The sequence below is a fragment of the Nocardia brevicatena NBRC 12119 genome, assembly GCF_000308495.1.
GTDB lineage: Bacteria > Actinomycetota > Actinomycetes > Mycobacteriales > Mycobacteriaceae > Nocardia > Nocardia brevicatena.
In genome coordinates, this window is the sequence record NZ_BAFU01000037.1 from 19350 (window position 1) to 45446 (window position 26097).

Annotated in this window: 26 protein-coding genes and 1 tRNA gene; 11 read left to right on the top strand and 16 right to left on the bottom strand. The window is 66.7% G+C overall.

The genetic code is table 11. From position 1 onward, the window contains the following. Positions 1-68: 68 nt before the first annotated feature. Both ON20_RS08065 and pabB read right to left on the bottom strand, forming a co-directional pair. A complete protein-coding gene (locus tag ON20_RS08065; protein ID WP_040834342.1) occupies positions 69-2003 on the bottom strand; it encodes a TerD family protein in 1935 nt (644 codons plus the stop codon). A 119-nt stretch (positions 2004-2122) separates the two neighbouring features. After that, positions 2123-3646 (bottom strand): aminodeoxychorismate synthase component I, encoded by a 1524-nt coding sequence (gene pabB / locus ON20_RS08070; protein WP_083864746.1) that lies wholly within the window; start codon positions 3644-3646, stop codon positions 2123-2125. A gap of 87 nt (positions 3647-3733) precedes the next feature. Here pabB and ON20_RS08075 point away from each other — a divergent pair, with 87 nt between their 5' ends. From ON20_RS08075 to ON20_RS08095, 5 genes are all read left to right on the top strand, one after another. Then, positions 3734-4792: a phosphotransferase family protein gene (locus ON20_RS08075; RefSeq protein WP_040834343.1), complete on the top strand. Its 1059-nt coding sequence runs from the start codon at positions 3734-3736 to the stop codon at positions 4790-4792. 373 nt (positions 4793-5165) lie between these two features. Continuing rightward, complete coding sequence (locus tag ON20_RS08080; RefSeq protein ID WP_040834344.1) at positions 5166-6299, top strand: NDMA-dependent alcohol dehydrogenase; 1134 nt, start codon at positions 5166-5168, stop codon at positions 6297-6299. A 232-nt stretch (positions 6300-6531) separates the two neighbouring features. Beyond that, complete coding sequence (locus tag ON20_RS08085) at positions 6532-6900, top strand: cupin domain-containing protein (RefSeq protein ID WP_438803390.1); 369 nt, start codon at positions 6532-6534, stop codon at positions 6898-6900. 545 nt (positions 6901-7445) lie between these two features. Further along, positions 7446-8255, top strand: coding sequence for a serine hydrolase domain-containing protein (locus tag ON20_RS08090; RefSeq protein ID WP_040834346.1), 810 nt, complete (start codon positions 7446-7448; stop codon positions 8253-8255). 117 nt (positions 8256-8372) lie between these two features. Then, entirely contained in the window at positions 8373-8906 is a 534-nt protein-coding gene (locus tag ON20_RS08095; protein WP_040834399.1) for a DUF3145 domain-containing protein, read from the top strand. A gap of 123 nt (positions 8907-9029) precedes the next feature. On the opposite strand, the gene pip is transcribed toward ON20_RS08095, so the two are convergent. Further along, positions 9030-10034 carry a prolyl aminopeptidase gene (pip, locus tag ON20_RS08100; protein WP_040834400.1) on the bottom strand — a complete coding sequence of 335 codons (1005 nt, stop codon included), beginning with the start codon at positions 10032-10034 and terminating at the stop codon, positions 9030-9032. A gap of 595 nt (positions 10035-10629) precedes the next feature. Beyond that, entirely contained in the window at positions 10630-10953 is a 324-nt protein-coding gene (locus ON20_RS36185; RefSeq protein ID WP_040834347.1) for a hypothetical protein, read from the bottom strand. A 1053-nt stretch (positions 10954-12006) separates the two neighbouring features. Between ON20_RS36185 and ON20_RS37855 the strand changes: the two genes are divergently transcribed. Beyond that, positions 12007-12351, top strand: coding sequence for a hypothetical protein (locus ON20_RS37855; protein ID WP_157228752.1), 345 nt, complete (start codon positions 12007-12009; stop codon positions 12349-12351). Between the two features lie 191 nt (positions 12352-12542). Here the strand turns inward: ON20_RS37855 and ON20_RS08120 are convergent, their stop codons facing one another. The 7 genes from ON20_RS08120 to ON20_RS08145 all read right to left on the bottom strand — a co-directional run bounded on the left by ON20_RS08120 (position 12543) and on the right by ON20_RS08145 (position 16848). After that, entirely contained in the window at positions 12543-12863 is a 321-nt protein-coding gene (locus tag ON20_RS08120) for an NUDIX domain-containing protein (protein WP_218002473.1), read from the bottom strand. A gap of 167 nt (positions 12864-13030) precedes the next feature. After that, positions 13031-13174: a hypothetical protein gene (locus ON20_RS38640; protein ID WP_245547108.1), complete on the bottom strand. Its 144-nt coding sequence runs from the start codon at positions 13172-13174 to the stop codon at positions 13031-13033. Positions 13175-13433: 259 nt separating this feature from the next. Continuing rightward, positions 13434-13604 (bottom strand): hypothetical protein, encoded by a 171-nt coding sequence (locus ON20_RS36195; protein ID WP_157228753.1) that lies wholly within the window; start codon positions 13602-13604, stop codon positions 13434-13436. A gap of 134 nt (positions 13605-13738) precedes the next feature. Continuing rightward, complete coding sequence (locus tag ON20_RS08130) at positions 13739-14971, bottom strand: helix-turn-helix domain-containing protein (RefSeq protein WP_040834349.1); 1233 nt, start codon at positions 14969-14971, stop codon at positions 13739-13741. A gap of 154 nt (positions 14972-15125) precedes the next feature. Continuing rightward, complete coding sequence (locus ON20_RS08135; protein ID WP_051161939.1) at positions 15126-16004, bottom strand: helix-turn-helix domain-containing protein; 879 nt, start codon at positions 16002-16004, stop codon at positions 15126-15128. Next, entirely contained in the window at positions 16001-16552 is a 552-nt protein-coding gene (locus tag ON20_RS08140) for a DUF6879 family protein (RefSeq protein ID WP_040834350.1), read from the bottom strand. Before ON20_RS08140 ends, ON20_RS08135 begins: the two co-directional genes overlap by 4 nt. Positions 16553-16593: 41 nt before the next feature. Further along, positions 16594-16848: a hypothetical protein gene (locus ON20_RS08145; protein WP_157228754.1), complete on the bottom strand. Its 255-nt coding sequence runs from the start codon at positions 16846-16848 to the stop codon at positions 16594-16596. A gap of 215 nt (positions 16849-17063) precedes the next feature. Between ON20_RS08145 and ON20_RS08150 the strand changes: the two genes are divergently transcribed. Continuing rightward, the gene (locus ON20_RS08150) at positions 17064-17405 is read left to right on the top strand and encodes a hypothetical protein (protein WP_245547109.1); all 342 of its coding nucleotides are present in this window, start codon (positions 17064-17066) and stop codon (positions 17403-17405) included. A 622-nt stretch (positions 17406-18027) separates the two neighbouring features. Here the strand turns inward: ON20_RS08150 and ON20_RS36200 are convergent. The 5 genes from ON20_RS36200 to ON20_RS08175 all read right to left on the bottom strand — a co-directional run bounded on the left by ON20_RS36200 (position 18028) and on the right by ON20_RS08175 (position 20214). Further along, on the bottom strand, positions 18028-18204 hold the full coding sequence (locus tag ON20_RS36200; protein ID WP_157228755.1) for a hypothetical protein: 177 nt from the start codon (positions 18202-18204) through the stop codon (positions 18028-18030). Between the two features lie 242 nt (positions 18205-18446). Next, positions 18447-18521, bottom strand: a tRNA-Val gene (locus ON20_RS08160). A gap of 30 nt (positions 18522-18551) precedes the next feature. Further along, on the bottom strand, positions 18552-19016 hold the full coding sequence (locus ON20_RS08165; RefSeq protein WP_040834404.1) for a peroxiredoxin: 465 nt from the start codon (positions 19014-19016) through the stop codon (positions 18552-18554). An 84-nt stretch (positions 19017-19100) separates the two neighbouring features. Continuing rightward, positions 19101-19523, bottom strand: coding sequence for a DUF3052 domain-containing protein (locus ON20_RS08170; protein ID WP_040834354.1), 423 nt, complete (start codon positions 19521-19523; stop codon positions 19101-19103). Between the two features lie 136 nt (positions 19524-19659). Next, positions 19660-20214: an Rv2240c family protein gene (locus ON20_RS08175; protein WP_040834355.1), complete on the bottom strand. Its 555-nt coding sequence runs from the start codon at positions 20212-20214 to the stop codon at positions 19660-19662. Positions 20215-20479: 265 nt separating this feature from the next. On the opposite strand from ON20_RS08175, the gene aceE reads away from it, so the two are divergent. The 4 genes from aceE (at position 20480) to acpM (ending at position 26093) form a co-directional block, all read left to right on the top strand. Continuing rightward, positions 20480-23281, top strand: coding sequence for a pyruvate dehydrogenase (acetyl-transferring), homodimeric type (gene aceE, locus ON20_RS08180; RefSeq protein WP_086008933.1), 2802 nt, complete (start codon positions 20480-20482; stop codon positions 23279-23281). An 11-nt stretch (positions 23282-23292) separates the two neighbouring features. After that, a complete protein-coding gene (locus ON20_RS08185) occupies positions 23293-24627 on the top strand; it encodes a PucR family transcriptional regulator (RefSeq protein ID WP_438803391.1) in 1335 nt (444 codons plus the stop codon). 128 nt (positions 24628-24755) lie between these two features. Then, positions 24756-25670: an ACP S-malonyltransferase gene (locus ON20_RS08190; protein WP_040834358.1), complete on the top strand. Its 915-nt coding sequence runs from the start codon at positions 24756-24758 to the stop codon at positions 25668-25670. Positions 25671-25790: 120 nt separating this feature from the next. Further along, the gene (gene acpM / locus ON20_RS08195; protein WP_040834359.1) at positions 25791-26093 is read left to right on the top strand and encodes a meromycolate extension acyl carrier protein AcpM; all 303 of its coding nucleotides are present in this window, start codon (positions 25791-25793) and stop codon (positions 26091-26093) included. Positions 26094-26097: the final 4 nt, after the last annotated feature.

Genomic DNA, 26097 nt, shown 5'->3' on the forward strand with positions numbered 1-26097 from the left:
TGGCGCACCGGACGTGCCGCTGCCGTCACGGGACAGCGCTGATCGGGTTTGCCGACTCGGCCGGCCCGTCAGATATTGGCACCCTTGGCGCGATTGCAGCCCCGGCACAGGATCTGCAGGTTCGCCGCGCTGGTGGCGCCGCCGCGGCTGAGCGGAATGACGTGGTCGAACTCCAGGTAGTGGCTCGACCCGCATTCCACACAGCGCCCGCCGTCGCGCTGCCATACCTCGGCCTTCACCTCCTGCGGAATACTGCGGGTGTCGCGTTGCCCGGGAGCGAGCGCGAGACGCTTCGCGACCCGCAGCGCACCTTCGATCGTGGCGGCCACCTGGTCGGGGTCGGCGACGGCGAGTGTCGCGCCGCCACGGGCCGAGGTGGCGGATACGACGACCGTGCCCCGCTCCACGGTCACCGACACGATCCGTGACCATGCCAGTTCGACTCCCGAACCGCTACCGACGAACCGCAGTTTCTTGTTGCTGACGATGAGCCTGCCGTCGGAGAGCCGGGGGCCCTTGGCGAGCTGCCGAACCTGTGTCGCATCGATATCGAGATAGACCAGTTCCTCGGCGTCCAAGTGCAGATCCGGGGGGCGGACGGTGGGCAGATCCCCGGTCCGCAACCGTGTCAGGGCGTGGCCGCGCCGCATCCGGCCCCGCAGTTCCTCGATCAACGGACCGGAGAGGGCGAGCTCGGCGATCGCGTGTTCGAAATCGTCGTATTCCTCGGTCGATATCTGCCCGTCGGCGAACGCGAACGCCACCCGCCGCTCCACGTAGTTCAGGGCGAGAGGGTGGAGCGCGGTGCGGGCGGCGGATTCATCGATGCGCTGATAGCGCAGCGAGGCCCACAATGCGTCCCATTCGGCACCGCGCGGACCGGACCGGGTGAGCACCCGCCAGGCGCGGGTGTGCCAATGGGTGAGGAACTCCTCGGTGTCCGCCGCGCATGCCCGGCACGGATGGTGTCCGCCGAGGATCCGACGACGAAGCCGGGTGCCGCACCTCGGGCAGTCGTGAGGGTGGGCCGGTGCCGCGGGACGGGTGTCGTCCGTCCAGAGCTCGCCGTCCCACCAGCGCAGACGGGTGGGGTCGTCGGGATCGCGATGCCAATCGGCGCGCTCGGGGTTCGGCGGCGGAACCGGGGCGGGCGCGAGGTCGGGCACAGTGAGTCGGCGCAGGGTGACCGTGCCCGATATCCGGCGGGTCGCGTTCGGTCCGGTGGCACCGTCCCACGGCGGTGTGGCGGCGGGGTCCGTGGGGGAAACGGCAGGAACGGGACGCACCGTCGCGTCGGCCGACCTCGGCTGCTCGTCCAAGCGGTAGCGGGCCACGCCGGGGTGTACCTCCCCGGCCACTCGGGCGGTACCGTTCGGGACGCGCTCCGCCCCGGGCCGGCGCGGACCGAGCGCCGTGGCACTACCACCGGGATCGGCGGAGACCGGAGTCCGTGGCTCCGTGACGGCCGCGGCGCCGTATCCGTCGGAGGCGGTGGCATCCTCGTCCTCGACCCGGACACCGAATTCGGTGACGAGGCCGGCCATACCGGTGGCCCAGCCCTGGGCGACGGCACGGAACCGCCAGCCCCCGTCACGGCGGTAGAACTCCCCGAACATCATGGCGGACACCGCGTCCGGCTCGACGACGGCGAATTCGACAATCGGCCCGTCGACACCCGAGACGGTCAACCGCAGCCCGGCCAGATCGGCGAAGGTCCCCTCGTCCAGCGAACCGGAGATCACGATGCGATCCACATCCGCTTCGGTCCGCGGCAGTGAGACACTCAGCCGGGCCGTTCCCGGGGCGGGTGCCTGGTCGAGGACCACTGCCTGGGAGAGGTGCCGGGGTGCGTTGTAGAAAACCAGATCCCGATCGGTACGCACCGTCCCCTCGGCCCCGAGCAGCAGCGCGTGCGCATCCACCGCATGCCCTGACTGCCACGAAACAACCACGGCCAGAAGAGAAGTCGGTACCGGCGCGTTCGCGCCCTTGCTGAGTTCCATCGCAGTCGAACTATGCCACGTGCCGCCGACACGCCGTGCGGGCCTGCGGTTCCCGTCCCGCCGGCGCCGTGGCGCACCCTCGCGACATGATGTGGCAACCGGCCGAGTCCGCTCGTCGCTCAGCGTCCGACGGGGCCCGGGGACACCGCGACGCCCTCGACGCGCGGCGGGAAGACGACGGGCGGCTCCGGAAGCAGCGCACGGAGGGCGGCGCCGGCCTTGAGTACCATCTCGGCGTATTCGTCCTCGGGATCCGAGTCGAGGACGATGGCCCCGCCCGCCCCGATCTGCCACCGGCCGTCGTAGCTCACCGCGGTGCGGATGACGATATTGAGATCGGCGGTGCCGCCGAGGCCGAGGAAGCCGATCGTCCCGGAATACACTCCGCGTGCCCGGGTTTCCAGTTCGTCGATGATCTGCATGGTGCGGAGTTTGGGGGCGCCGGTCATGGATCCCCCCGGGAAGCAGGCGCGCAGACAGTCGACGACGTCGGTGTCGGCGCGCAGGGTGCCACGAATCGTGGACACCAGTTGGTGCAGCGTCGAATAGGTTTCGGTGACCATGAGCGCCGACACCCGGACGCTGCCGATCTCACAGACCCGGCCCAGGTCGTTGCGCAGCAGGTCGACGATCATCAGGTTCTCGGCCCGGGTCTTGGGGTCCTCGACGAGGCCGCGGCGCAGGCGTTCGTCCTCTGCGGGGTCGCTGCCGCGGGGAGCCGTGCCTTTGATGGGTTTGGTTTCCACGACGCGGGAGCGGTCGATCTTCAGGAAGCGTTCCGGTGACGAGCAGGCGATGTACAGATCGTCGAAACGCAGGTAGGCGGCATACGGTGCCGGGTTGCAGCGGCGCAGTGTCCGGTAGCGGTCGAGGGCGTCGGTGGTCGCCGAAAGGCTCACCTGGTCGGTCAGGCAGATCTCGTACGATTCGCCGGCGCGCAGTTTCTCCTGGCAGGCCCGGATATCGGCCAGATACCGCTCCCGGCCGCGGCCCAACAGAGCGGCCACCGCGGCGGGATCGGTGTCGATGTGCAGGGGCGCGGGGTTCGTCCAGGTGGGCAGGGTTTCCAGGATGTCGGCGGTGGTGCGTAGCCATACCGCGCCCGCCCGGTCACTTGCGGTCTCCGGGTGGGTCAGGGCGAGCAGATGGGTGCGACCGGCGGTGTGGTCGACCACGATCAGCCGGTCGGCGAAGATCCACTGGGCGTCGGGCATCGGCGCCCGGTGCGCGGCCGTCGCGCCGCAGTCGGCCTTGATCTCGTAGCCGAGGTAGCCGACGTACCCGCCGGCGAAATCGAACGGGAGGTCCGGCAGCGGGGTGTGGCGGACGCGCAATTGCTCGGCCAGATAGTCGAGGATGGTGCCCGGTACCTCGCTGGTGCGGCCGTCGCTCGAGGTGACGGTGACGGTCCCCGCGCCGACGCGGTAGCGCGCCACCTCGGCCAGCGGTCCGCTCGCGTCGCCGAGGAAGGAGAACCGGTCGAGTCCCGGTTCGATTCGTTCGCTGTCGAGCCAGAAGGCGGTGGGTGATGTTCGGTACAGGCGGAGAAAAGCGGCCTCGGTATCGATGGGCCGCTCGATCACATGCTGCCGGAGCCGCAGCCGCCCGGTAGGCCCGTAACCGGGTCTTGGTGCCGCTTCCACAGTCGATGAACACTACGCCGTAGGGCGGGCATGAACTGGTGTCGGCCGCCTTCAGTTTTGCCGGCCACGTCGTGCAGAATGTGAACCATGTCTGTTGCGCAGCCGGTCGGCGTGGATCGTGATCTGGTCGACTTCACCGTGGTCGGGAAATGGATGGAAGAGCAAGGGCTCACCCCCGGTGAATTCGAGGAGGTGACGGCGCTCGGCGGTGGAACCCAGAACATCATGCTGCGCTTCCGTCGCGGCGGTCGGGACTATGTGCTGCGGCGCGGTCCCGCGCATCTGCGGCCCAAGAGCAACGATGTCATCCGCCGCGAGGCGCGGCTGCTGGGAGCGCTGAACGACACCGATGTCCGCGCGCCCCGAGTGATCGCCGCCTGTGCCGACGAAACGGTACTCGGCGGCGCGGTGTTCTACCTGATGGAGCCGATCACCGGGTTCAACCCGCAGAACGAACTGCCCGCACTGCACGCCGGCGACCCGGAGATCCGCAGGCAGATGGGTCTATCCGCCGTGGAGGCCATCGCCCGGCTCGGCTCCCTCGACTACCGGGCGCTCGGCCTGTCCGACTACGGCAAACCGGAGGGCTTCCTGGAGCGTCAGGTGGGCCGCTGGATGGGCGAGCTGGAATCGTATTCGTCCAACGAGGGCTACCCCGGGCCGCAGATCGACGGACTGGAACGCGTGGCGGACTGGCTGGAACGCAACCGCCCGGCCCAGTGGAAGCCCGGCATCCTGCACGGCGACTGCCATCTGGCCAACATCATGTTCTCCTTCCAGGGCCCCCAGGTGGCGGCCCTGGTGGACTGGGAGATGTCGACCATCGGCGACCCCCTGCTCGATCTGGGCTGGCAGATCGCGACCCGTCCCGAGCCCGGGACCACGGGCGCGGCCCTCATCGGCGCGCTCGGCGCGGCGGGCGGCCTGCCCACCGCCGAGGAGATGATCGTCCACTACGCGCAGTTCTCCGACCGCGATCTGGGCGCCATGACCTGGTACACGGTGCTCGCGTGCTTCAAGCTGGGCATCGTGCTCGAGGGCACCTATGCGCGCGCGTTCACCGGTAAGGCGCCCAAGCAGATCGGCGACTTCCTGCACGCCATCACCCTGGAACTGTTCGAGCGGGCCAACGGCCTTATCGAATGATCGGCTGTATTGGATTGCGCCGCCTCCGGCGGCGCGGGGTTGCGGCCCTGACGGGTCTCGCGTTTCAGCGCCCGAGACTCGCGCCTTCGGCGCATGCGCTTCGGGCGCTGAAACGCGAGACGGGCCGCAACCCTTGGGGGCCTCGTAAAACTCGGCGCGTGGGTGAGGGGCGCTGGGGTGTTCGGTTGCGCACGGTGGTTTTGTCGGGTGGGGTGGGGCGGGGGCTGTGGGGGTGAACAGGTTTCAGTTCTCTGGGGAGGGTTGGGGTGTATCGGGTGAGGAAATCTTTCTTACCCACTAGAACGTGTTCCATTTTATGTCGTAGTGTGGAGGCCGTCACATGAAAGTCCACGCATGCGAGAGGTCGGACACGATGAAGACGAAGGGCGCGATCCTGTGGGGGATCGAAGAGCCGTGGTCCGTGGAGGAGATCGAGATCGGCGACCCGATCGCCGGTGAGGTCCAGATCCAGCTGGAAACCGCCGGTATGTGCCACTCCGACCACCACATCGTCACCGGCGCCACCCCGATGCCCTCCTTCCCCGTCATGGGTGGGCACGAAGGCGCGGGGGTGATCACCAAGATCGGTCCGAACGTGCCGCCCGACCTCGCGGTCGGCGACCATGTGGTGCTGTCGTTCATCCCCGCCTGCGGCCGCTGTCCGGCCTGCGTCGCCGGACATATGGCGCTGTGCGACCTCGGCGCCGGACTGCTCTCCGGCCAATCGATCAGCGACGGCTCCTACCGCATCCACGCCCGCGGCAAGCACGTCATCCCGATGTGTCTGCTGGGCACCTTCGCGCCCTATATGACGGTGCACCACACCTCCGTGGTCAAAATCGACCCCGAGGTTCCGTTCGAGGTGGCCTGCCTGGTCGGCTGCGGTGTGCCCACCGGCTTCGGCTCGTCCACCCATGTTGCCAACATCATGCCCGGCGAGACCGCGGCGATCGTCGGCATCGGCGGGGTCGGCATGAGCGCGCTGCAGGGCGCGGTGCTGTCGGGTGCGCAGAACGTGGTCGCCATCGACCCGAACCCGTGGAAACTGGAACAGGCCAAGAAATTCGGCGCCACCCACACCTACGCGGGCATGGCCGAGGCCATCGCACCGCTGATGGAGGTCACCGAGGGTCGGATGGCCGAGAAGGTCATCCTCACCATGGGTGAGATGCACGGCGACTACATCGAAGAAGGTCTGATCCTCACCGCCAAGGCGGGCACCCTGGTCGTCACCTCGATGGGCCGGATGGACGCCTTCGACGTGAAGATGAACAACTTCCTGCTGTCCATGCTGCAGAAGACGGTCAAGGGCTGCATCTTCGGCGGCGGAAACGCGCGCCGGGATATTCCGCGGCTGCTGTCGCTGTACAAATCGGGTCAGCTGAACCTCGACGATATGGTCACCCGGTCGTACTCGCTCGAGGACATCAACCAGGGATACCAGGACATGCTGGCCGGCAAGAACATCCGCGGCATCATCAAGTACACCGACGCGGATAGGGCTTGATTGCACTGTGGTCGATGGCCCGCGCGTTCGCGTGGGCCATCACCCTGGGGGCCTCGTAAGGCTCGGCGCATCGAGGGGAGGGGGTGTACACAGGCGGGAGGTGCACCCGGAGGTGGGGTACGCACGGAGCGGGGGGCCTATGGTGTTCGTCCAGCGGGTTGGCGCAGCAAGTTTCGAATGGACCACGGCGTTGCGCGCGGCGCGAGGGTTCAAGTAGTGCCAGGATCGGATTATGTCGAAGGATGCCGTAGACCTGGTCGCGAAGTTGTCATTGTTCTCCGAGTACTGGTCGCCGAAGGTTGTGGCTCGGCTCAACGACTACGAGATCAAGCTCGTCAAACTCGAAGGCGAGTTCGTGTGGCATAAGCACGACACAACGGATGAGCTCTTCTTCGTGGTCGAGGGCGAACTGACCATTCGGATGCGTGACGGCGACGTCCGCGTGCGGCCGGGCCAGTTGTTCGTGGTGCCCAGGGGTGTCGAACACTGTCCCGTGGCCGACGGGGAGGTGCACGTGATGCTCATCGAGCCCGCGGGCGTTCGGAACACCGGCGATGCGGGTGGCCCGCTGACTGCGGAGTATGACGACTCGCTCGCCTGACAGCAGGAAACTGCACGCTGCATCCGCCCTGCCCCGAGTCCGGTAGGGCTGTTCGGTCTCGGGCATGGCGTAGCGGACGACGCAGCGGCATCGGGCCGGGCAGACGAGGGCAGCGTTCTTCGCGAGCTTCGACGGTCACCGATCAGGCATCGGCGGCCGGCACCCGCACCTGCGAAGAGGCATGTGTTCGGCCCTGTCCTTATCAGCGGTCCGTCGAGGCCACCGGCGCCCGGCGACACCACCCCCGGATCGTGCGTTCGACAGAGGCGAGAAGTCATCCCGGGCCCGGTGGCCGAGACCCGGTTACGGCCTGCGAAAAAGGTAACGGGGGCTCGGGACGGGAAGTCGTACGGAGAGGCCGAGGTGTGCCCGGAGGCGGGCCGGGGTGGAAATCGTGCCTCGAGGTAAGAACTCGTGAGGTGTGCCGGTCTTGTGCAGGCAGAGGGCCTCGATGGGTGAGGGTGTCTTGCGGGGAAGACGCGGGTTACGCACCGGGCGAAGGCTCCTCGTGGTGGTGGATGTAGGGCGTCTCGTAGGCTCGGGATGTGCGTGCACTCGAGAGGATCCAGGACTGGCCGGTTCGGCATGCCGCGGCCGGTGTGGTCGGTTGGGACGAGTCGGCGACCGTCGGTGACGTCGACCGTGTCTTCCCGCTGGCGTCGGTGACCAAACCGTTGGCGGCCTACGCGGCGCTGGTCGCGGTCGAGGAAGGCGCGATCGAGCTCGACCAGCCCGCGGGGCCGCCCGGTTCCACCGTGCGCCATCTGCTCGCCCATACCTCCGGGCTCGCCTTCGATACCACCGATGTCATGGCCGCACCCGGTGTGCGACGCATCTACTCCAGCGCCGGGTTCGAGGTGCTGGCCGATTTCGTCGCCGAGCAGACGGGTATCGCCTTCGACGAATATCTGCGGCAGGCCGTATTCGAACCGCTCGGGATGTCGTCGTCGGTGCTGGTCGGCTCGGCCGGGCACGCGGCCCGCTCCACCGTCGCCGATCTGCTGCGCTTCGCCGCCGAGCTTCTCGATCCCCACCTGGTATCGGCGCGGACCCATACCGAGGCCACCACCGTCCAGTTCCCCGGCAGCAACGGGGTCCTGCCCGGTTTCGGGTCGCAACGACCCAATGACTGGGGACTCGGTTTCGAGATCCGCGACGGTAAGTCGCCGCACTGGACCGGGTCCGCCAATTCGCCTCGAACATACGGACATTTCGGGCAATCGGGCACGTTCCTGTGGGTCGATCCGGAGATCCGGGTGGCCTGTGTCGCCTTGAGTGACGAGAATTTCGGCGACTGGGCGCGGCGGGAGTGGCCGCCGTTCAGCGATGCGGTCGTTGCCGAAACAACACGTTGACGCGACACGGCAGACGAGTAACACGTGTAACACCGGACACTCGAGTACACTCGGGCAACGCCCCCTGTCGACGAGCCGTTGGGGAAGACGTTACTCGTCGAATCGGAGGTGTAGGTGGTGCTCGGATCGAGTCAGTTCGCGGATGCGACGGCGGGTGTGGTCTACATCCATTCGTCGCCTGCCGCGCTGTGCCCGCATATCGAGTGGGCCCTGGCCGCCGCTCTCGGCACCCCCGCCAAGCTGCGGTGGACCGCTCAGCCCGCCGCCGCCGGCCAACTCCGGGCAACCAGCGACTGGATCGGCCCCGTCGGGACGGCCTCCCGGATCGCGCAGGCGTTACGCTCCTGGCCCGTCCTGCGTTTCGAGGTCACCGAGGACCCCAGTGACGGCGTCGACGGTGAACGTTACAGCTTCGTTCCCGCCCTGGGGCTCTGGCACGGTTCCATGAGCGCCAACGGCGATGTCATGATCGGTGAGATGCGTTTGCGCGCCATGCTGCGCGCGGCGCGGGAGCTCGACAAATACTCCGGATACGATCTCGACGCCGAAATCGACCGGGCACTCGGTACCCCGTGGGACGAGGATCTGGAGATGTACCGCACGGGGGGTGAGGGTGCCGAGGTCACCTGGTTGCGCCGGGATGTGGGGTAGAAGCCGATCGATCCGGCGTGCCGGCGAGGGCGGTCACCTAGCGGTGCTATTAGCCGAACAACCGATAAACCAAGCGGTTCCGCTCGGATCCGCTCCGTGCCGAGCGGTGGCCGGACGAACCGGTCATATGGTGTCCGGTGTGGTCTCCCAGCCGCCGAATCGGGCGATTGCCCGGAGAATGGCCGACCGCATGGTCGGACTGCCGGTGTGCCCGGAGTCCTCGACCACCACCAACTCCGCTTCCGGCCAGGCCCGAGCGAGCTCCCACGCGGTGCGCAGCGGGGCGGAGAGGTCGAGTTTGCCGTGGATGAGCACGCCGGGGATACCGGCCAGCCGATGCGCGTCACGGAGCAGCTGTCCATCGTCCAGCCAGGCGGCGCGCGCGAAATAGTGGGTGCATATCCGGACGAACGCCATCATCGCCGCATCCGGTTTGGTGCTGTATTGACCGGGGGTGCCGAGGGTTTCGTGCGCGATAACCGCATCCTCCCACCGACACCACTCACGCGCCGCCCGCTCGCGCACGTGGGGATCGGGGCTTTCCACCAGCTGCCGATATGCCTCGACCAGGTCGCCGTCCCGCCACTGCGCGGGCACCCCCGTACGAAACCGCTCCCATTCCTCGGGTAGCAGCCGTCCCACGCCCCGGTAGAGCCAGTCGATCTCCTCGGGCCGGGTCATCGTGACACCCACCAGCACGATCCCGGTGACCCGCTCCGGGTGGCGTTGAGCGTAGGCCAGGATCAGCGTGGACCCCCAGGAGCCACCGTAGAGCAGCCAGCGCTCGACTCCCAGGTGTTCGCGCAGCCGTTCCATATCCGAGAGCAGATGCTCGGTGGTGTTGTGGACCATGTCGACCATCGGGTCGGACGCGTGCGGCTCGCTCTCGCCGCAGCCGCGCTGATCGAAGAGCACGATGCGGAACACACCCGGATCGAACGATTTCCGCGCGCCGCGCCGCCCGCCGCCACCCGGCCCCCCGTGCACCACCAGTGCCGGTATGCCGTGCGGGTTGCCGCTGGTCTCCCAGTAGATGCGGTTACCGTCGCCGACGTCGAGCAGACCGTGATCGTAGGGGTCGATATCCGGAAAGGGCTCGAGCGGTTTCCGCTCGGTAGGTAGGGCCACAACCACCCAGGCTAACGGTGCCGAGGTGACGATGGGATATGCGGCGACACGCCCGCCTTCGCCGATGCGACGAGAACGAAGGCCCTTGTCGGTCCATTCGTGCCGTGATGGCCTACGCGCCTGGATACCGTCGAGGCCGTCCACGAACCAGTTCCTCTCACTCGCCGGCGCGGTCCTCGGTTACCCGGATGGTCACGGCTTGCGGGCGACGGCGCCCCAGCAGTTCACCTGTGCATCGTGCCACGACGGAGGTCGGATGCCAGTACCCGTCGAGGGCCGTGACGGTAAACAAGCCCAGCTCGCGGCGGCACCGATGCGGACCATGACCACAAGGTAAGAAACTGGGCTCCCGATTCCGTACTACGGCAACGGCACCCCGCGCAGCACCAAGGGCCCGCACGGAACAGCCACCACTCGCAACGGTGGGCCATAGTGGTACCACTGTGTACAACACCGCCAAACCAGCCGAGATCCCTTGAATACCGTAGCGGCGGCCGGAAACTACCACAGTCTGGTCAGCCGGGTCGCGGGAAGACTGCGAGTTTCGGATGCCAGAGCCCTACGAGATCAAACAGGCCATGGCCTTCGACCGCGACTACATCATGGCCGGCAACCGCCGCGAACAAGTCCGCCTCGCCGGCAACGCCGTCACCCCGCCGGCGGCCCGGGACTGGATGAGGCGGCCGTCCCCGTGGCGTATATGGAAGTTGTTCGCGATGTCGACCAGTGCGCCGCTGTCCTTCTTCGTCATGTGGTCCGTGATCACGTTGTGCCGGCGCTGTGCCAGGACTCGGCTCAACATCGCGAGTGCAGCCTGTTTCTGTTGTCGGCCCGCGTTTCGGGCGCGGAACATCGCGATGGCGTCGAGGACTTCGTTTGCTTCGTCGTCGCGAACTTTGCGCTGTACAAGGGCGTGCAAGAGGTCGGTTCGTCTCTCTCACCGGCAGTTGGGCATAACCGATCGTGGTCTGGGTATCACTGAGGGTGGTCGTGGTCGGCCGTCGCCACCGTCCAGGCTCACCCAGGCACGGCCGACCACACCGGCGGCGTCGACGCAGCTGCACCCCTATTGGACGACGCCGCAGCCGGTCCGGTCGCCGGCACCGCAGCGGCCGCAATAGCCGCAGCAGCGGGGCGTGGATCGAGGCCCGGCAGCGGCATCTGGCCGAGGAAATCGCCAAGGATCACCGCGCTATCGCCGAACGCGACGCTCTGCAGGCCAAGGTCCAGGATCTCGGTGCCCGCTACACCGACACGCAGCGCCGGTACCGGCGGATCGCCGAGGATCTCGCCTCCCGAGGTAGCGCACCTGGAGGACTGCACAGTGGCCCGGATGGTGCGCTGGATCGGGGGGACAATCGGTGGTGTTCTGCGGCCTGGATCGCCTCGTTGAAGGCTGTGACTGCGGTGTCTGGCTGGTTGATGGCGGCCAGAACTTCCCCACGGTCACTCGCTCGATGATCCTCCATTGTGGGGCCGATGGCGTTCCGGTCACGGTGAGGTCGGCCAGTCGGCCGGCCTCCATGGCCCGGCCGGTGCCGAGTAGCCCCCGGATTTCGATCTCACGCAGTGTGAACGGTTGGAACAGCAAGCCGCTGTGTGTATTCCGTTCCAGGAGGTGTTGGTAACGGCCCAACGCGGAGTCGAACGCTTCGCCGTCTCCGAGTTCGCCGGTGGCCCCGCACAAGAACGTCAGGGTAGCTCCCTGGTCGGTGGGGGTGTAGGACATGGCCAACGACTGTTCCAACCGTGCGATGGCCGCGCCGATGTGGCCGGCCTTGTGGAGCTCGTTGCCGTGCATACGTAGGGTGTGAGCGTGGAATGCTGGATCGTCGAGGTGAGTCGCGATCTTTACCGCCTGCCCGGTCCAGCGTGCAGCCGACGCGAGACGTTCCTCCGGCAGTACGGTGCCCAGTGAGACGCTCAGCGCTACCCTGGCTTGTGCCAGGAGGATAAGGCTATCCCGCTCCATATGACCCTCCGCGGCCCTGGCTTCGAGTCGGGCCACCAGCGGCCACAGTTCGTTGACCGCTTCGACGGCGTGCCCGGACTGGCGGGCGATTTCGGCCAGGCGCACGGTGCTGTCTCCGGACTGGAGCATGGTCCGGAACTCGGCATCATCCACGCCGGTGACACCCAGAATGTGCGGCGGCAGGCCGAGCCGCCCGGCGATATGGCGGCGGGAGGCTATGTCACCGATTGCCCGGCGCCCGGTCTCGATCATCGACACGTAAGACTTGTCGTAGCCGAGCACATCCGCCAGCGCGGCCTAGTTCATGCCGTTTATGCGACGGTAGGCGCGAAGGATGGTCGGTAGGTCGCGAGTGGCGATGGCGGTCGCGGCCTCCGAGGTCGCCCACAACCACATTGCGGAGACCATCGGCGCGGCGCGCACCGGTGCCGGGCTCAGGCTGATGTTGGCGGCGCAGGTGGGGCACACAGGCTCGGCCGTATATCGGCTGACGATCACGCCGCACGCCTGGAACCTGTCGCCGTTCATGCCGTCCCCTAGATGCTTTCGGCCGCTCGCAGCTGAGCGAACCACGTCATGATGGAACGCTTGTAGCCGTCCGGCATGTTCAACTCGGCAATATCGTCCTCACCGAACAGCCCGACTTCCTTGTGCTCGTGGGACAGCACGGGATCAGCGTCAGTATCCGGGTAGCAGCCGTAGGTCACGATGAACACGTGCTTTTCGGCTTCGTTGATGTAGTACACCCAGGAGTCCAGTATCGGACCAGTGGTCACCGGCCACTGGGTTTCCTCGGTGATCTCCCGGGCCACACACTCTTCGGGGGTTTCATCGGGCTCGATTCTGCCGCCTGGCAACTCTCATTCCTCGCGTTCGTTCTTCAGCAGCAGCGCCCGGTCGTTGCGGACGACGACGCCTTTGATCGAGATCGAGTACATGTGCGGTACATGACCGGAGGCAGTCATGGTCGCGACGCTAACACCGTCGGAGGTTGATCGGTCGGGATGCTCGAACGTGAGTACCTCTACGCCCCGTCGACCTCGGCGGGTAGGCACCCGTTCGACCATCGGGCATAGGTATAGGCCGGGTTCACGGTGATGACATCGGCAATGGATACCAGGGTCCGTGGCACGATGCCGTCGAAATGCTCGAGACCGGGAACGAACAACGCCTCGACCCCGGCCGACCGATCGCATGCGCCAGCTCGCCTATCGGGTCCTCGGTGAACTCGTCGAATACGATTGTCTTGCACAGGTCGTACCCGAACCGCTTGGCCAGACTATGTATCTGCGCTTCGTCCCACTGCTGATGAACGCCGGACTTGTCTTTCCGCAGATATCCAAGCGCCTTTGATCTAGTCACGTGATTCTCCCTGTCATTCCCCTGCTATTGGCCGGCGGTATCTAGAAATCCCCAAATAGTTCGGGCTACGGGCGTTCCCTCAGGCCCTCGGCGATGCGCTCCAGAAGTTCCACGTCGTTGCACGCATCGGCATCCACGCGGGTTCCGATGAGTTCCCATATACCCAGCGCGGTCACGATCGCTTGCGAGCGCATCGATACCCGGACCGGCAACGGTGGTTGCTCGGTGTAGCTCATGGTGTCCCCTGTCGTCGTCCCCTACTGCTGGAAGGCACTCGGCGCCGGGGCAGTCGGATCAACCCGGCGCCGAGTGCTACCTCGACGCTATGGAGGGATAACGGGGTTCCCTTGTCCTAGAAGGACAGATGGGTTCAGTTCGTTCGCGGGCCGAGCTCGGGCGCGATGCCCAAGCGCCAGGCCAGTCCGCGCAGTTCACGGCCGCCCGCGTCTCGACGCGCCGACCGCAGCCGATCGGCTATCGCCTCCCGAACGAAGAAGTCGCTGCGGACCCGTTGTGGTGTCAAGTGTTCCGCCTGCAGCAACAGCGAGATCCCTCGGTCGCTGTATCGAGGCTCCATCAGCAGCGCACGCCCGGCTTCGGTGTAGAAGCTGGCGCGCCGTACCGGGCTGGGAATGGCGTCCACGGGCACATCCGCCGCACGCTCTACCGCCTGCACACCGTCGCCGAGTTCGAGCCCGATCGAAGCCCGCCAGAGTGCGACATTGATCCGACCGAACCAGACACCGCCGAACCCGCCCACGTCGCCGGTCATCCGGTCGGCAATGGCCGCTGCCTCACCCAAGTGCGTCTCGGCCGTCGCGCGGTCGGATTGGACAGCCGCGGCAAGGGCCGCATTCAAGTGCAGCATCCCATAGCACTGGATGACGTTCTGGTCGTCCAGATGCCCGGTCAACCGGTCGGCCATCTCCACCGACCGCTGATACTGCTGCGTGCGGGAGACCTGCCCGACCGAGTGACCGCGCAGCCACACCGCGAATCCGAGCCACAACGGCGAATCCAACTCCTCAGCGCACTGCCGCGCCGCCTTCACAGCCAGCAGCGGCAAACCGCGACCGGCCAAGCTCTTGGTCGTCCATGCTGTGGACTGGTAGCACACGATCAGCGCCAGGAGTACCTCGTCCCGCAACTGCGGGTATGTCAGATACGCGGCGTGCAACTCCCCCAACAGACGCGGCGTGAGAGCGCCTTGAGCGGCGTAGTCGGCCGCCTGCGTGCGGTCCTGCAGCTGCTTCAAGTCGGCTTCGATCTCCGGCCACGATCGCACCGGGACGCCCGGGTCTTCTCCGAGTTCGCAGACCTCGAGCGCATCTTCGAACGCGACCAACGTCGCATGCGCTTCAGGGGAAGGACCGTTGGTCATCTCCCATGGTCGACCCGTGAACTCCGAGGGCGCCACCCGCAACGCATGCGCTATCGCTTCCAAGGTGCGCCTGTTGGTCAGGGCTTGCTCACCACGTTCGAGACGGCCCAGGTACCCAAACGACAGCCCCGCCAGCCCCGCCGCCGCCTCGAGACTCAGCCCGCGCCACGACCGGATCTCACGCAGCCGACGCCCTACCTCATTGGGCGGGATATCTCCCATAATCCGAGGCTACGGCCCAGCAGACAGGACGTACAGGGTGAACCGTCGACTTATCTGGAGAGCAGCAATTCGTGGTCGGGGTCAGCTGCCATCAGATAAGTCGACGGTTCAGTAAGACCCCCGCCCTATCCCAGAAGCACTACCCGACGAGGTTCTATACCGAGAAATGCTCGGGTGGGCAGACTTCGGTTGATCGAGGGCCGGCCGTACGCCGCTCCAGCGCTCGCCCGATGAGCGCTCGGGCGGCGTCGTTGTAGGCGGCCTGTTCGGCGAGCAGGGTGAAGGTCTTCTCGTGCAAGGCGATTTCGGACGGCCGGGTGATGGTCAGCTCGGCGCTGACGGTCTCGATGATCACCTGGGCGCGGTCGTAGATGACGAAGTTCGTCGCCGGGGCGCGGTACTCGGCGTCCAGCGGGAGCACGCCGAGCCGGACGTTCGGGCGGTCCAGTTCGCCGAGGAGGTGTTCGAGCTGCGCGGCCATGACCGCGCTGTCACCGACCGTCCGGTGTAGCGCCGCCTCGCCGACGAGGATGTGGAAGCGGTGCCCGGCGCGCTGGAGGACGCCCTTGCGGGCCATCCGCATGGCCACGGCCTCGTCCAGGTCGTCACGGCCGCCGGTGATGGCGATGCAGGCGCGCAGGATCGCGCGGGCGTAGTCCTCGGTCTGCAACAGGCCGGGCACGGTGTCGGGCTCGAACCAGCGGATGAGCCGGGTCTCGCCTTCGAGCTTGATCGACTGGCGCTGCCGGTGCGCGTGCCCGGCGGCTACGGTGCGCTGCCACTGCAGGTACATCGCGCGCAGGTTGCGCAGGCTCGCTACCAGGTCATCCAGGACGTTGAGAGCGCCGCACGCCTCGCACCAGACGGCGAGGTCGGCTTCGGACGGCGCTTGCTTCCCGCGCTCGATGCGGCTGATCTTGCTGGAGTGCCAGCCGCATCGAGCGGCGAGATCGACGCCGGACAGGTGGGCGGCCCGGCGCAGCTCCCGAAGGCGTGCGCCGAGCGCGGCCCGTGCGTCATCGACAGCTCTCACGGCACGTGCGCGTACTCACTGTCGGCGTACCGGGCGTGGTTGATCCCCTTCGGCCACAAAGTCGCCCGTGCCTGCACACAGCGGGAGACGATACCCGGGTCGGTGGTGATGGACAGGCCCATGAACTCTCCCGTCTCGGCGAACGTTGTGAACGCAACCGTATCGTCATCGAACAGCCAATAGTCATCGCCCGGCACCTCGGCCGGGTCGGTGAGGTGGCGCGGTAGCCACCGCACCGCCTCACCGACCAGCAGGCGGGTGGGCGTCTCGCTGAGCAGCCACCGCGTGTAATCCGAGTGCGGGACGGTGACCACGCGCAGCCGTTCGAGCGCGACGCCGCGCCCGGCCGTCTCGACCATCAGGTCGTCCCACGCCTTCCACGACGCGGGCTGTTCCTCCGGTTCGTAGGTCTCCCCCGCCTGCCAGCGCCGCAGCGCTTCGATTTCATCGGCCACGCCGTAGGTGTCCTGCACTTCCAGGTGGAAAGCATACCGGCGGGCCGCGCGGAACAGCGGCCCGAATATCCCGTCACCGGTTACGTGGAACATCAGCGCACCACCACGGCCGTCTCGTCGTCATCGAGCGTGAGTTATGCGAGGACTTCCGGCGCGGTGACCGGCTCGCCGCTGACCAGGAACGCGCCGGGGGCGTCGGTGGCCTCCACGGGCAGCTTCATGCCCGGCTCCAGCCAGTCGAGTAGGGCGTGAGGAACCAGCACGGTTCCTGTCCGGTCGGTGATGTTGCCTTGGATCACCAGCTCGCCCGTCTCGGCGGCGTACACCGCCGGGCAGGAGCCGTGACCTGAGCCAGAGCCGACGTGGCGAAGTTTGAGGTGAGAGCGCATTGTGAGATCGTCCTTTGCGATTGAGGCGAATGTACCTCGCAATGGTCGCCGTAGAAGCGCTCAGCTCACAAGGTTACGCGCAAAAATACGCAAAGTCGTATCGGGTCCAGGCAGCACCTGCCTAGCGTGTCGTTTTACGCCCCGTCGTCGGGTGCGACCTCGAATCCCCGGCGGCGGGTGCACGCCAACGCGACAACGGGAACAGGGGCCGGACGATGGCAAATGACAGGCCGAAGGCAATCGGGTTCGTCAACAAGCGGGTGGACGGCTACGGAGCCGATATCGGCCGGGTTGCAGAAGGGGCCGGATACCGGCTGGTGTGGACGGTCAACGTCGATGTCAGCACGCTGCCCGCTGCTCCCATACTGGCCTCGGCGGTCATGGAGCACGACGCGCAGGCTGTGGTGGTTCCGTCCTTCGAGCACATAGACCCGCTGCGGCACCTCATCACCGATATCGCCGCGCTCGTCACGCCGATGTACCACTGCCCGCGTGGGTATCGGTGGCCCATGATCGACCTGGAGCGGCCGTGTTCGCGGCCGGGTGGGTGGCCGTGATCGGCCTACCGCTGGGCGTGGTCGCCGCCGCAATCCTCTGGCCAGAGCGATGAGCCATGCCGGGGCAACGGTGTCGGAGGTAGACACAGCTCATGGGCAGCGAGCAGAGCCGATCACCTCGTCTTGATCGCTGTGATGAGCAAGACGACAGGGCCTATCGTCTTGATAGTCTGCCCAGGTCAGAGGCTTCTCGGTGTATTCGCGCCGGGATTGCCTGACCACGACCTTCCGTCGGGGTGGTAGGGGCAGCGCGCGTGCTCCAGGGTGCCGGGTGTCGATGACGGCGAATCCATGAAGGAAGGTACCCACTGCCCACAGTTGTCGCATGAGGTGAAGCCGCCGAGACCTACCTTGCCGAGGCCGTAGAGCACCGCGACCCGGTCCGAAACGTGATCGAGAACGCCAACGGCCTCTTCGAAGGTGAACGGCTGGTTCCGGGCTTGGCACCTCGCGCAGTCGCAGTCGCCACCCTCTGGCGGCCGTTGCAGGTACTCGAGAAGTTGCGTGCGGCCTCCATCCGCCAGAACCCCGTCGGTATCGGCGTAGGTGCAGCGTTCGACTGCGCACACCGCCCGGTCGACACCGCTCGGTCGGGGCGCTCTCGTTTTCCATGTCGGTCAACCTAGTCTGCGACGTAGGTACTGGGACAGGGCGTAACGGCTCCGGTCTCGGCGCGGCGAGCCGAGACCAGCGGTGAGCCGAACGTGACACGATGCCCGACCGCGTGGACCAGCACGTCATGCGCGATCATGAGCGCGGCGAGGCTGTCGGGCTGGTGCTGTCCGGCGTTCCGGGTCACCGCAGCCTATTCGAGCGTAGGCAGGGACCGGCGATCCGGCAGCGATGCCAAGCGTGTGCGCTGTCGGCGTACCCGTGGATACGGTGACTATTAATGCGAGTGCTCGTACGGTTTGATTCAGCATTCGACGTGGGTTGCGTCTCTGGTACTTAGGTTGACGGTTAACCATGCCGACTGCCCCACGAAACTCTGTTGGGGCAGCCCCTCTACTGCAAAAGCAGGGCATCTACCTGTAGATTTACTGGTGGGCGCAGACGGGTTCGAACCGCCGACCGCTGGTGTGTAAAACCAGAGCTCTACCACTGAGCTATACGCCCTTGCCACCCCGGGAGGTCCCGGGGAACGGACTATGAATTTAGCGCGGCGAGCGCTTTCTCCCAAGCCGCCTGGTCACGGGCCTCGCCGGGGCCGTTCATCTCCGCGAAACGGATGACGCCTTCGGTGTCGATGACGAAGGTGCCCCGGTTGGCGATCCCGGCGTCCTCGTTGAAGACGCCGTAGGTCTGGGCGATGGCGCCATGCGGCCAGAAGTCGGACAGCAGCGGGAAGGTGTAGCCCTGTTCGGCGGCCCAGATCTTGTGGGTGGGGGAGGGGCCGACGGAGATGGCGAGGATCTCGGTGCTGTCGTTCTGGAATTTGGGCAGTTCGTCGCGGACCCGGCACAGCTCACCCTGGCAGATGCCGGTGAAGGCGAGGGGGTAGAACACGAGCAGGACGTTCTTCTTCCCCCGGTAGTCCGAGAGGGTGACTTCCTGGTTGTTCTGGTCTTTCAGGGTGAAATCCGGCGCAACAGTGCCGACCTCGAGTGGCATGGGTGGACCTCCGTCGTATCGGGTTCGTGCCGCGGGCAGCACAAACCCATCGAACCATGTGTGGGGGCGTCGGCTCAGGCCGGGTCAGCGCTGTTTCGACGGCGCCTTGGGCTGTACCAGGCGGCTGCCGGACCATTCGCCCAATTTGATGGCCGAGGTCTGGGTGAGGCCGGCGGTGGGGGCGGCTTCGGCGATTTCGCTGGGGTCCACGTGGCCGGGGTTGCCGGTCTTGGGGGTGAGTACCCAGATGAAGCCGTCCTCGGACAGCGGTCCTATCGCCTCCATCAACTGGTCCACCAGGTCGCCGTCACCGTCTCGCCACCAGAGCAGAACGACGTCGATGACCTCGTCGGAGTCCTCGTCCAGCAGTTCGCTGCCGATTACCTCCTCGACGTCGGCCCGCAGGTCGTCGTTGGTGTCCTCGTCCCAGCCCAGCTCCTGGACAACCATGCCGTGGGTGATGCCAAGCTTCTGAGCGTAATTCTGCGCGTCCGCCGCGGCGACCACGGTGGCGTCCTCCTCAACTCCCGACTACAGATAACTGCAAGCGAACATTGTTATCGGCCCCAGCGCAAGCCGATCGGGCCAATCGAATTCTGCTTGTTGTCTCGACATGCCCGATGACCGGCCCGAATGCCGCCGATCAGGTGGGGCAGGCATCCCGGACGGCGTTTCGCGCGTCGTTCACCCGCCGGCTGGCGTCGTTGAGCGGCCCGACCGGGGCGGTGTAGGTCATCTCCTTGGTTGCCCGGGCGAGGGCGCGGGCCGCGTCGACGTACTCGGTGAACTTGACGGCCAGGTCCGAGGGCAGGTTCGGGCCGGCGGTGTTGACGCCGGTTTCGACCTTGGTGGCGGCGTCTTCGAGGGTGGTGACCGCGGTATCGCGTTTGGGCGTGTAGTCCGGTGCGTTGGCGTCGTGGGCGTCGACGAACTCGTTGTATTTGGTCACGCCCAATCCGGTGGTCACCGGGAATTCGTTGCAGTTGTCGGCGATGGCCTTGTCTCGGGCGGCTGCCTGCCGGGACGAGGTGGCGGCCGCGGACGACGAGGCTGCTTCGCTCTTGTAGGCCGCCAGATCGCCGGCATTGGGCGTGGCCGCGCCTTCGACCTGGTCGGCGCATCCCGCGATCGTCGCGCCGGCGGCCAGTGCCGCGGCGGCGGCCACCAGTCCTATCCGGCGCGGATGCAGCAACTTCATCGTCCTCCCCACTCCTCGGTACAACTCCAGCGTCCTGCCTGTCGAACGGTACTGGATTCGCGGCTGAGATGATGACCTGGGACGCGCCATCGGCAAGGATGGATGGTGCATCCGAACATTTCGTAGACGGGTGGTGCGCACACCAGCGGACCACCCGGGGTTACCGAAGCCATCAGCTCGCCCACCCCCTGTACGAGGAGCAGTTTTGACCGATCTGATCCACTCTTCCGCTCCGGCGGAGCACGCTGCGTCCGACTCCACTCCTGTGCGCGCCGCGAACGGCGCGAGCCCCGGTCCGCCGGCGGGCGGGCGGGTTCGGGTGATCCGCGAGGGAGTGGCGTCCTATCTACCGGATATCGATCCGGAGGAAACCAGTGAATGGCTCGAATCCTTCGACGACATGCTCGAGCGGGAGGGTCCGGGCCGGGCGCGCTATCTGATGCTGCGCCTACTCGAGCGCGCCGGTGAGCGTCGGGTGTCGATCCCGTCGCTCACCTCCACCGACTATGTCAATACCATTCCGACCGAGAACGAACCGTGGTTCCCCGGCGACGAGGAGACCGAGCGGCGGTATCGGGCCTGGATCCGCTGGAATGCCGCGATCATGGTGCATCGCGCGCAGCGCCCGGGGATCGCGGTCGGCGGACATATCTCGACCTACGCCTCCTCGGCGGCACTGTACGAGGTCGGGTTCAACCATTTCTTCCGCGGCAAGGACCACCCCGGCGGCGGTGACTCGATCTTCATCCAGGGTCATGCCTCGCCCGGTATCTATGCCCGCGCGTTCCTGGAGGGCCGGCTGAGCACCGACCGGCTCGACGGGTTCCGTCAGGAGTACAGCAAAGGCGGCCTGGGCAGTGGGCTGCCCTCGTATCCGCATCCGCGGCTGATGTCCGACTTCTGGGAGTTCCCGACGGTGTCCATGGGCCTGGGCCCGATGAACGCCATCTACCAGGCGCGGTTCAACCACTATCTGCACGACCGCGGGATCAAGGACACCTCCGAACAGCATGTGTGGGCGTTCCTCGGCGATGGTGAGATGGACGAGCCGGAGTCGCGCGGTCTGGCGCATGTGGCGGCCATGGAGGGTCTGGACAACCTGACCTTCGTGGTGAACTGCAATCTGCAGCGTCTCGACGGCCCGGTGCGCGGTAACGGCAAGATCATCCAGGAGTTGGAGTCGTTCTTCCGCGGTGCCGGCTGGAATGTCATCAAGGTGATCTGGGGCCGGGAGTGGGACGCGCTGTTGGGTGCCGACCGTGACGGCGCGTTGGTGAACCTGATGAACACCACCCCGGACGGTGACTACCAGACCTACAAGGCCAATAACGGCGCCTACGTGCGGGACCATTTCTTCGGTCGCGATCCGCGCACCAAGGCGCTGGTGCAGGACCTGAGCGATCAGGAGATCTGGAACCTCAAACGCGGCGGTCACGACTACCGCAAGGTGTACGCGGCGTACGCGGCGGCGCTGGCCCACAAGGGGCAGCCGACGGTGATCCTGGCCAAGACCATCAAGGGCTACACCCTCGGCAAGCACTTCGAAGGCCGCAACGCGACCCACCAGATGAAGAAGCTGACCCTGCAGGACCTCAAGGACTTCCGTGACCTGCAGCGGATCCCGATCAGCGATGCCGAGTTGGAGAAGGACCCGTATCTGCCGCCGTACTACCACCCGGGTATGGAGGCCCCCGAGATCCAGTACATGCTGGAGCGTCGCAAGGCGCTGGGCGGGTTCCTGCCGGAGCGCCGCACCGATGTGAAGCCGTTGAAGCTGCCCGGCGACGAGGCGTACAAGACGGTGCGCAAGGGTTCCGGCAAACAGAACGTCGCCACCACCATGGCGCTGGTGCGGCTGATGAAGGAACTGCTGCGCGACAAGGAGATCGGCAAGCGGATCGTGCCGATCATCCCCGACGAGGCCCGCACCTTCGGGATGGACTCGTGGTTCCCGTCGTTGAAGATCTACAACCGCAACGGCCAGCTCTACACCTCGGTCGACGCGGAGCTGATGCTGGCCTACAAGGAGAGCGCCGTCGGGCAGATCCTGCACGAGGGCATCAACGAGGCGGGGTCGACGGCGTCGTTCACCGCGGTGGGTACCTCCTACGCCACGCACGGCGAGCCGATGATCCCGCTGTACATCTTCTACTCGATGTTCGGGTTCCAGCGCACCGGCGACGGCCTGTGGGCCGCGGCCGACCAGCTGGCCCGCGGGTTCGTCCTCGGGGCGACGGCCGGCCGCACCACCCTGACCGGTGAGGGGTTGCAGCACAACGACGGGCATTCGCTGTTGTTGGCCTCCACCAACCCGGCGGTGGTCTCGTATGATCCGGCGTTCTCCTACGAGATCGCGCATATCGTTCGCGACGGTCTGCGCCGCATGTACGGCGGCACTCCCGGTGTCGACGGGTTCGGCGGGGAGAACATCTTCTACTACCTCACCCTGTACAACGAGCCCTACCAGCAGCCGGCCGAGCCCGAGGGGCTCGATGTGGACGGTCTGCTGAAGGGCCTGTACCTGTACCGGCGGGGTGGTGAGGGGCAGGCGCGGGCGCAGATCCTGGTCTCCGGGGTCACCGTGCCCGACGGTCTGCGCGCCCAGCAGCTGCTCGCCGAGGACTGGGGGGTGGCCGCCGATGTGTGGTCGGTGACGTCCTGGGGCGAGCTGCGGCGGGAGGCTTTGGCCAAGGAAACCGAGGCCCTGCGGCATCCAGGTACCGATCCGGGCACGCCGTATGTCACGCAGGCGCTGTCCGGGGCCGAGGGGCCGTTCGTGGCCGCCTCGGACTGGATGCGGGCCGTTGCGGACCAGATCCGCCAGTGGGTGCCCGGCGACTACACCACCCTGGGTACGGATGGTTTCGGTTTTTCCGATACCCGTCCCGCCGCCCGCCGGGTGTTCAATGTGGATGCCGAGTCGATCGCGGTGGCCGCCCTGGCGGGGCTCGGGCGGATGGGCCGGATCGATCCGGCGAAGGCCGCCGAGGCCGCCGCGCGCTATCGCATCGACGATGTCTCCGCCGCGCCGAAGTTCACCGCCGGCGGTGCCGGGGACGCGGAGTAGTACAACATCAGATGATGGAACGTAGACCGCCGCGGCCGCGCAGGGTCTCCGACACGTCGTCCGCACACGAGGTGTACCTGCCGACAGGCGCGCTTTCCCCGAATCGGCAGTCCCGGGATCCGCTGCCGGACACGTTGCTCAAACGGGTCAAGCAGTTCTCGGGCCGGCTGTCCACCGAGGCGGTGGGTTCGATGCAGGATCGGTTGCCGTTCTTCGCCGATCTGGACGCCGCGCAGCGTGCCGGTGTGCAGATGCTGGTGCAGACCGCGGTGGTGAACTTCCTGGAATGGCTCCAGGACCCGGACAGTGATATCCGGTTCAGCCTGGACGCCTTCCAGGTGATTCCGCAGGATCTGGCGCGGCGGCTGACACTGCGCCAGACCGTGGACATGGTTCGGGTGGCCATGGAGTTCTTCGAACAGTGGCTGCCCGCGCTGGCGCGCAACGATCGCCAGCTGGTCGCGCTCACCGAGGCGGTGCTGCGATACGGGCGTGAGCTCGGTTTCGCGGCCGCCTCGGTGTACGCCAGCGCGGCCGAGTCGCGCGGCGCGTGGGACACCCGACTGGAGGCGTTGGTGGTGGATGCGGTGGTGCGTGGCGATACCGGCCCCGACATGCTGTCGCGGGCCGCCACCCTGAATTGGGACGCCACCGCGCCCGCCACGGTGCTGGTGGGTACCCCACCGCGGGATCAGGGTGTCTCGGTGGTGGGGGCGGTGCACACCATCGCGGCGCGGCACGGACGGGCCGCGCTGGCCGTGGTGCAGGGTTCGCGGCTGGTGATGGTGGTGAGCGGACATTTGGGTGATGCGCCGCAGACGTCGCCGTTCATGGTGGATCTGCTGGGTGAGGCGTTCTCCGAGGGACCGGTGGTGATCGGCCCGACCACCCGCACCCTGGGCGCGGCGCATGCCAGTGCGCTGGAGGCGCTGGCCGGGATGGAGGCGGTGATCGGATGGCGGGCCGCTCCGCGGCCGGTGCACGCCGCGGAATTGTTACCGGAACGCGCCCTGTTGGGGGACCGTGCTGCGGTCGACACGTTGATCGAGTACTTTGTCCTACCGTTGGTGTCGGCGGGGGCGGCGTTGGCGGATACCCTCGACGCCTATCTGGACAGCGGCGGAGCGGTCGAGACCTGTGCTCGGCAGCTGTACGTTCATCCAAATACGGTGCGTTATCGGCTCAAGCGAATCGCCGAGATCACGGGTCGTGATCCGTTGAATCCGCGGGACGCGTATGTGCTCAGAGTCGCCGCCACAGTAGGCCGTCTGACACGAACCCGTAACGATTCGTCAACATCTTCCTCGGAGGTCACATACGCCCCACTGGATAACGAGGGGGTGTAACGCCGACGGCAAAACGGTCGATCCGGACATCTCGCAAGCTGTTTTGTGGGGATCACACAAAAGCAGTCGGCAAGCTTCGGTGGCGTCGACATCACCGCGATGCCGCTTCACAGTGTTTTCTTAGGTACGTGATCGCGTTGTTCGCCCCTGGACAGGGCTCCCAGACACCCGGGATGCTCGAGCCGTGGCTCGACCTTCCCGGCGCACATGACCGCCTCGCGCTGTGGTCCAAGGCCTCCGGCCTGGACCTGGTCCGGCTAGGCACCACGGCCGCGGCCGAGGAGATCACCGATACCGCCGTGACCCAGCCGCTGGTCGTCGCGGCCGCGCTACTGGCCTACGCCGAGACGGACTCCGGCACGCTCGGGTCCGACGCCATCGTCGCCGGACACTCGGTCGGTGAACTCGCCGCGGCGGCCATCGCCGGCGTCATCACCGCCGACGAGGCGGTCGCCCTGGCCGCCATCCGCGGCGCGGAGATGGCCAAGGCGTGTGCACTGGAGCCCACCGGGATGTCGGCGGTGCTCGGCGGCGACGAGGACGAGGTGCTGGCCCGGCTGGCCGAACTCGACCTGGTTCCCGCCAACCGCAACGCCAAAGGGCAGATCGTGGCCGCGGGCCGGTTGGACGCGCTGGCCGAGCTGGCCGCGAACCCGCCGGAGAAGGCGCGAATCCGTGCCCTGCCGGTGGCGGGTGCCTTCCACACCGAGTTCATGGCCCCGGCCCAGGCCGCGGTGGCCGCGGCGGTGGCCGAGATCACCCCGAGTGAACCCGCCCGCACCCTGCTGTCGAACTTCGACGGCAAGCCGGTTACCTCCGGCGCGGATGCGGTCGCCAAGCTCGCCGCGCAGGTCACCCGGCCTGTCCGCTGGGACCTGTGCACCGAAACCGTCCGCGAGGCCGGCGTTTCGGCGGTGGCGGAGCTGCCGCCGGCGGGAACCCTCGTCGGCATCGCCAAGCGGGAGCTGAAAGGAACGCCGACGCTGGCGCTGAAAACCCCGGAAGACCTCCCCGGGTTGGCCGGGCTCACGAGCTCCGACTAGCTTTCCTCCGGTCGTGCTCCGCACGGGCACGACAAATATCCCGGGTTGACGTAACCATTCGTCGGCTCGGACCGAAAAAAACTGTAGAGCCCTACAAAGTATCAAGAAGGGAGCCACCAAGTGGCCGCTCTGACCCAGGAACAAATCGTCGAGGAACTCGGCAAGATCATCGAAGAGGTGACCGGCATCGAGCCCTCCGAAGTGACCATCGAGAAGTCCTTCGTCGATGACCTGGACATCGACTCGCTGTCCATGGTCGAGATCGCGGTTCAGACCGAGGACAAGTACGGCGTGAAGATCCCCGACGAGGATCTGGCAGGACTGAAGACCGTCGGCGACGCTGTCGCCTACATCCAGAAGCTCGAGGCCGAGAACGCCGACAAGGCCGCTGAGCTCAAGGCCAAGTTCGACAACGCCGAGTAGGGCC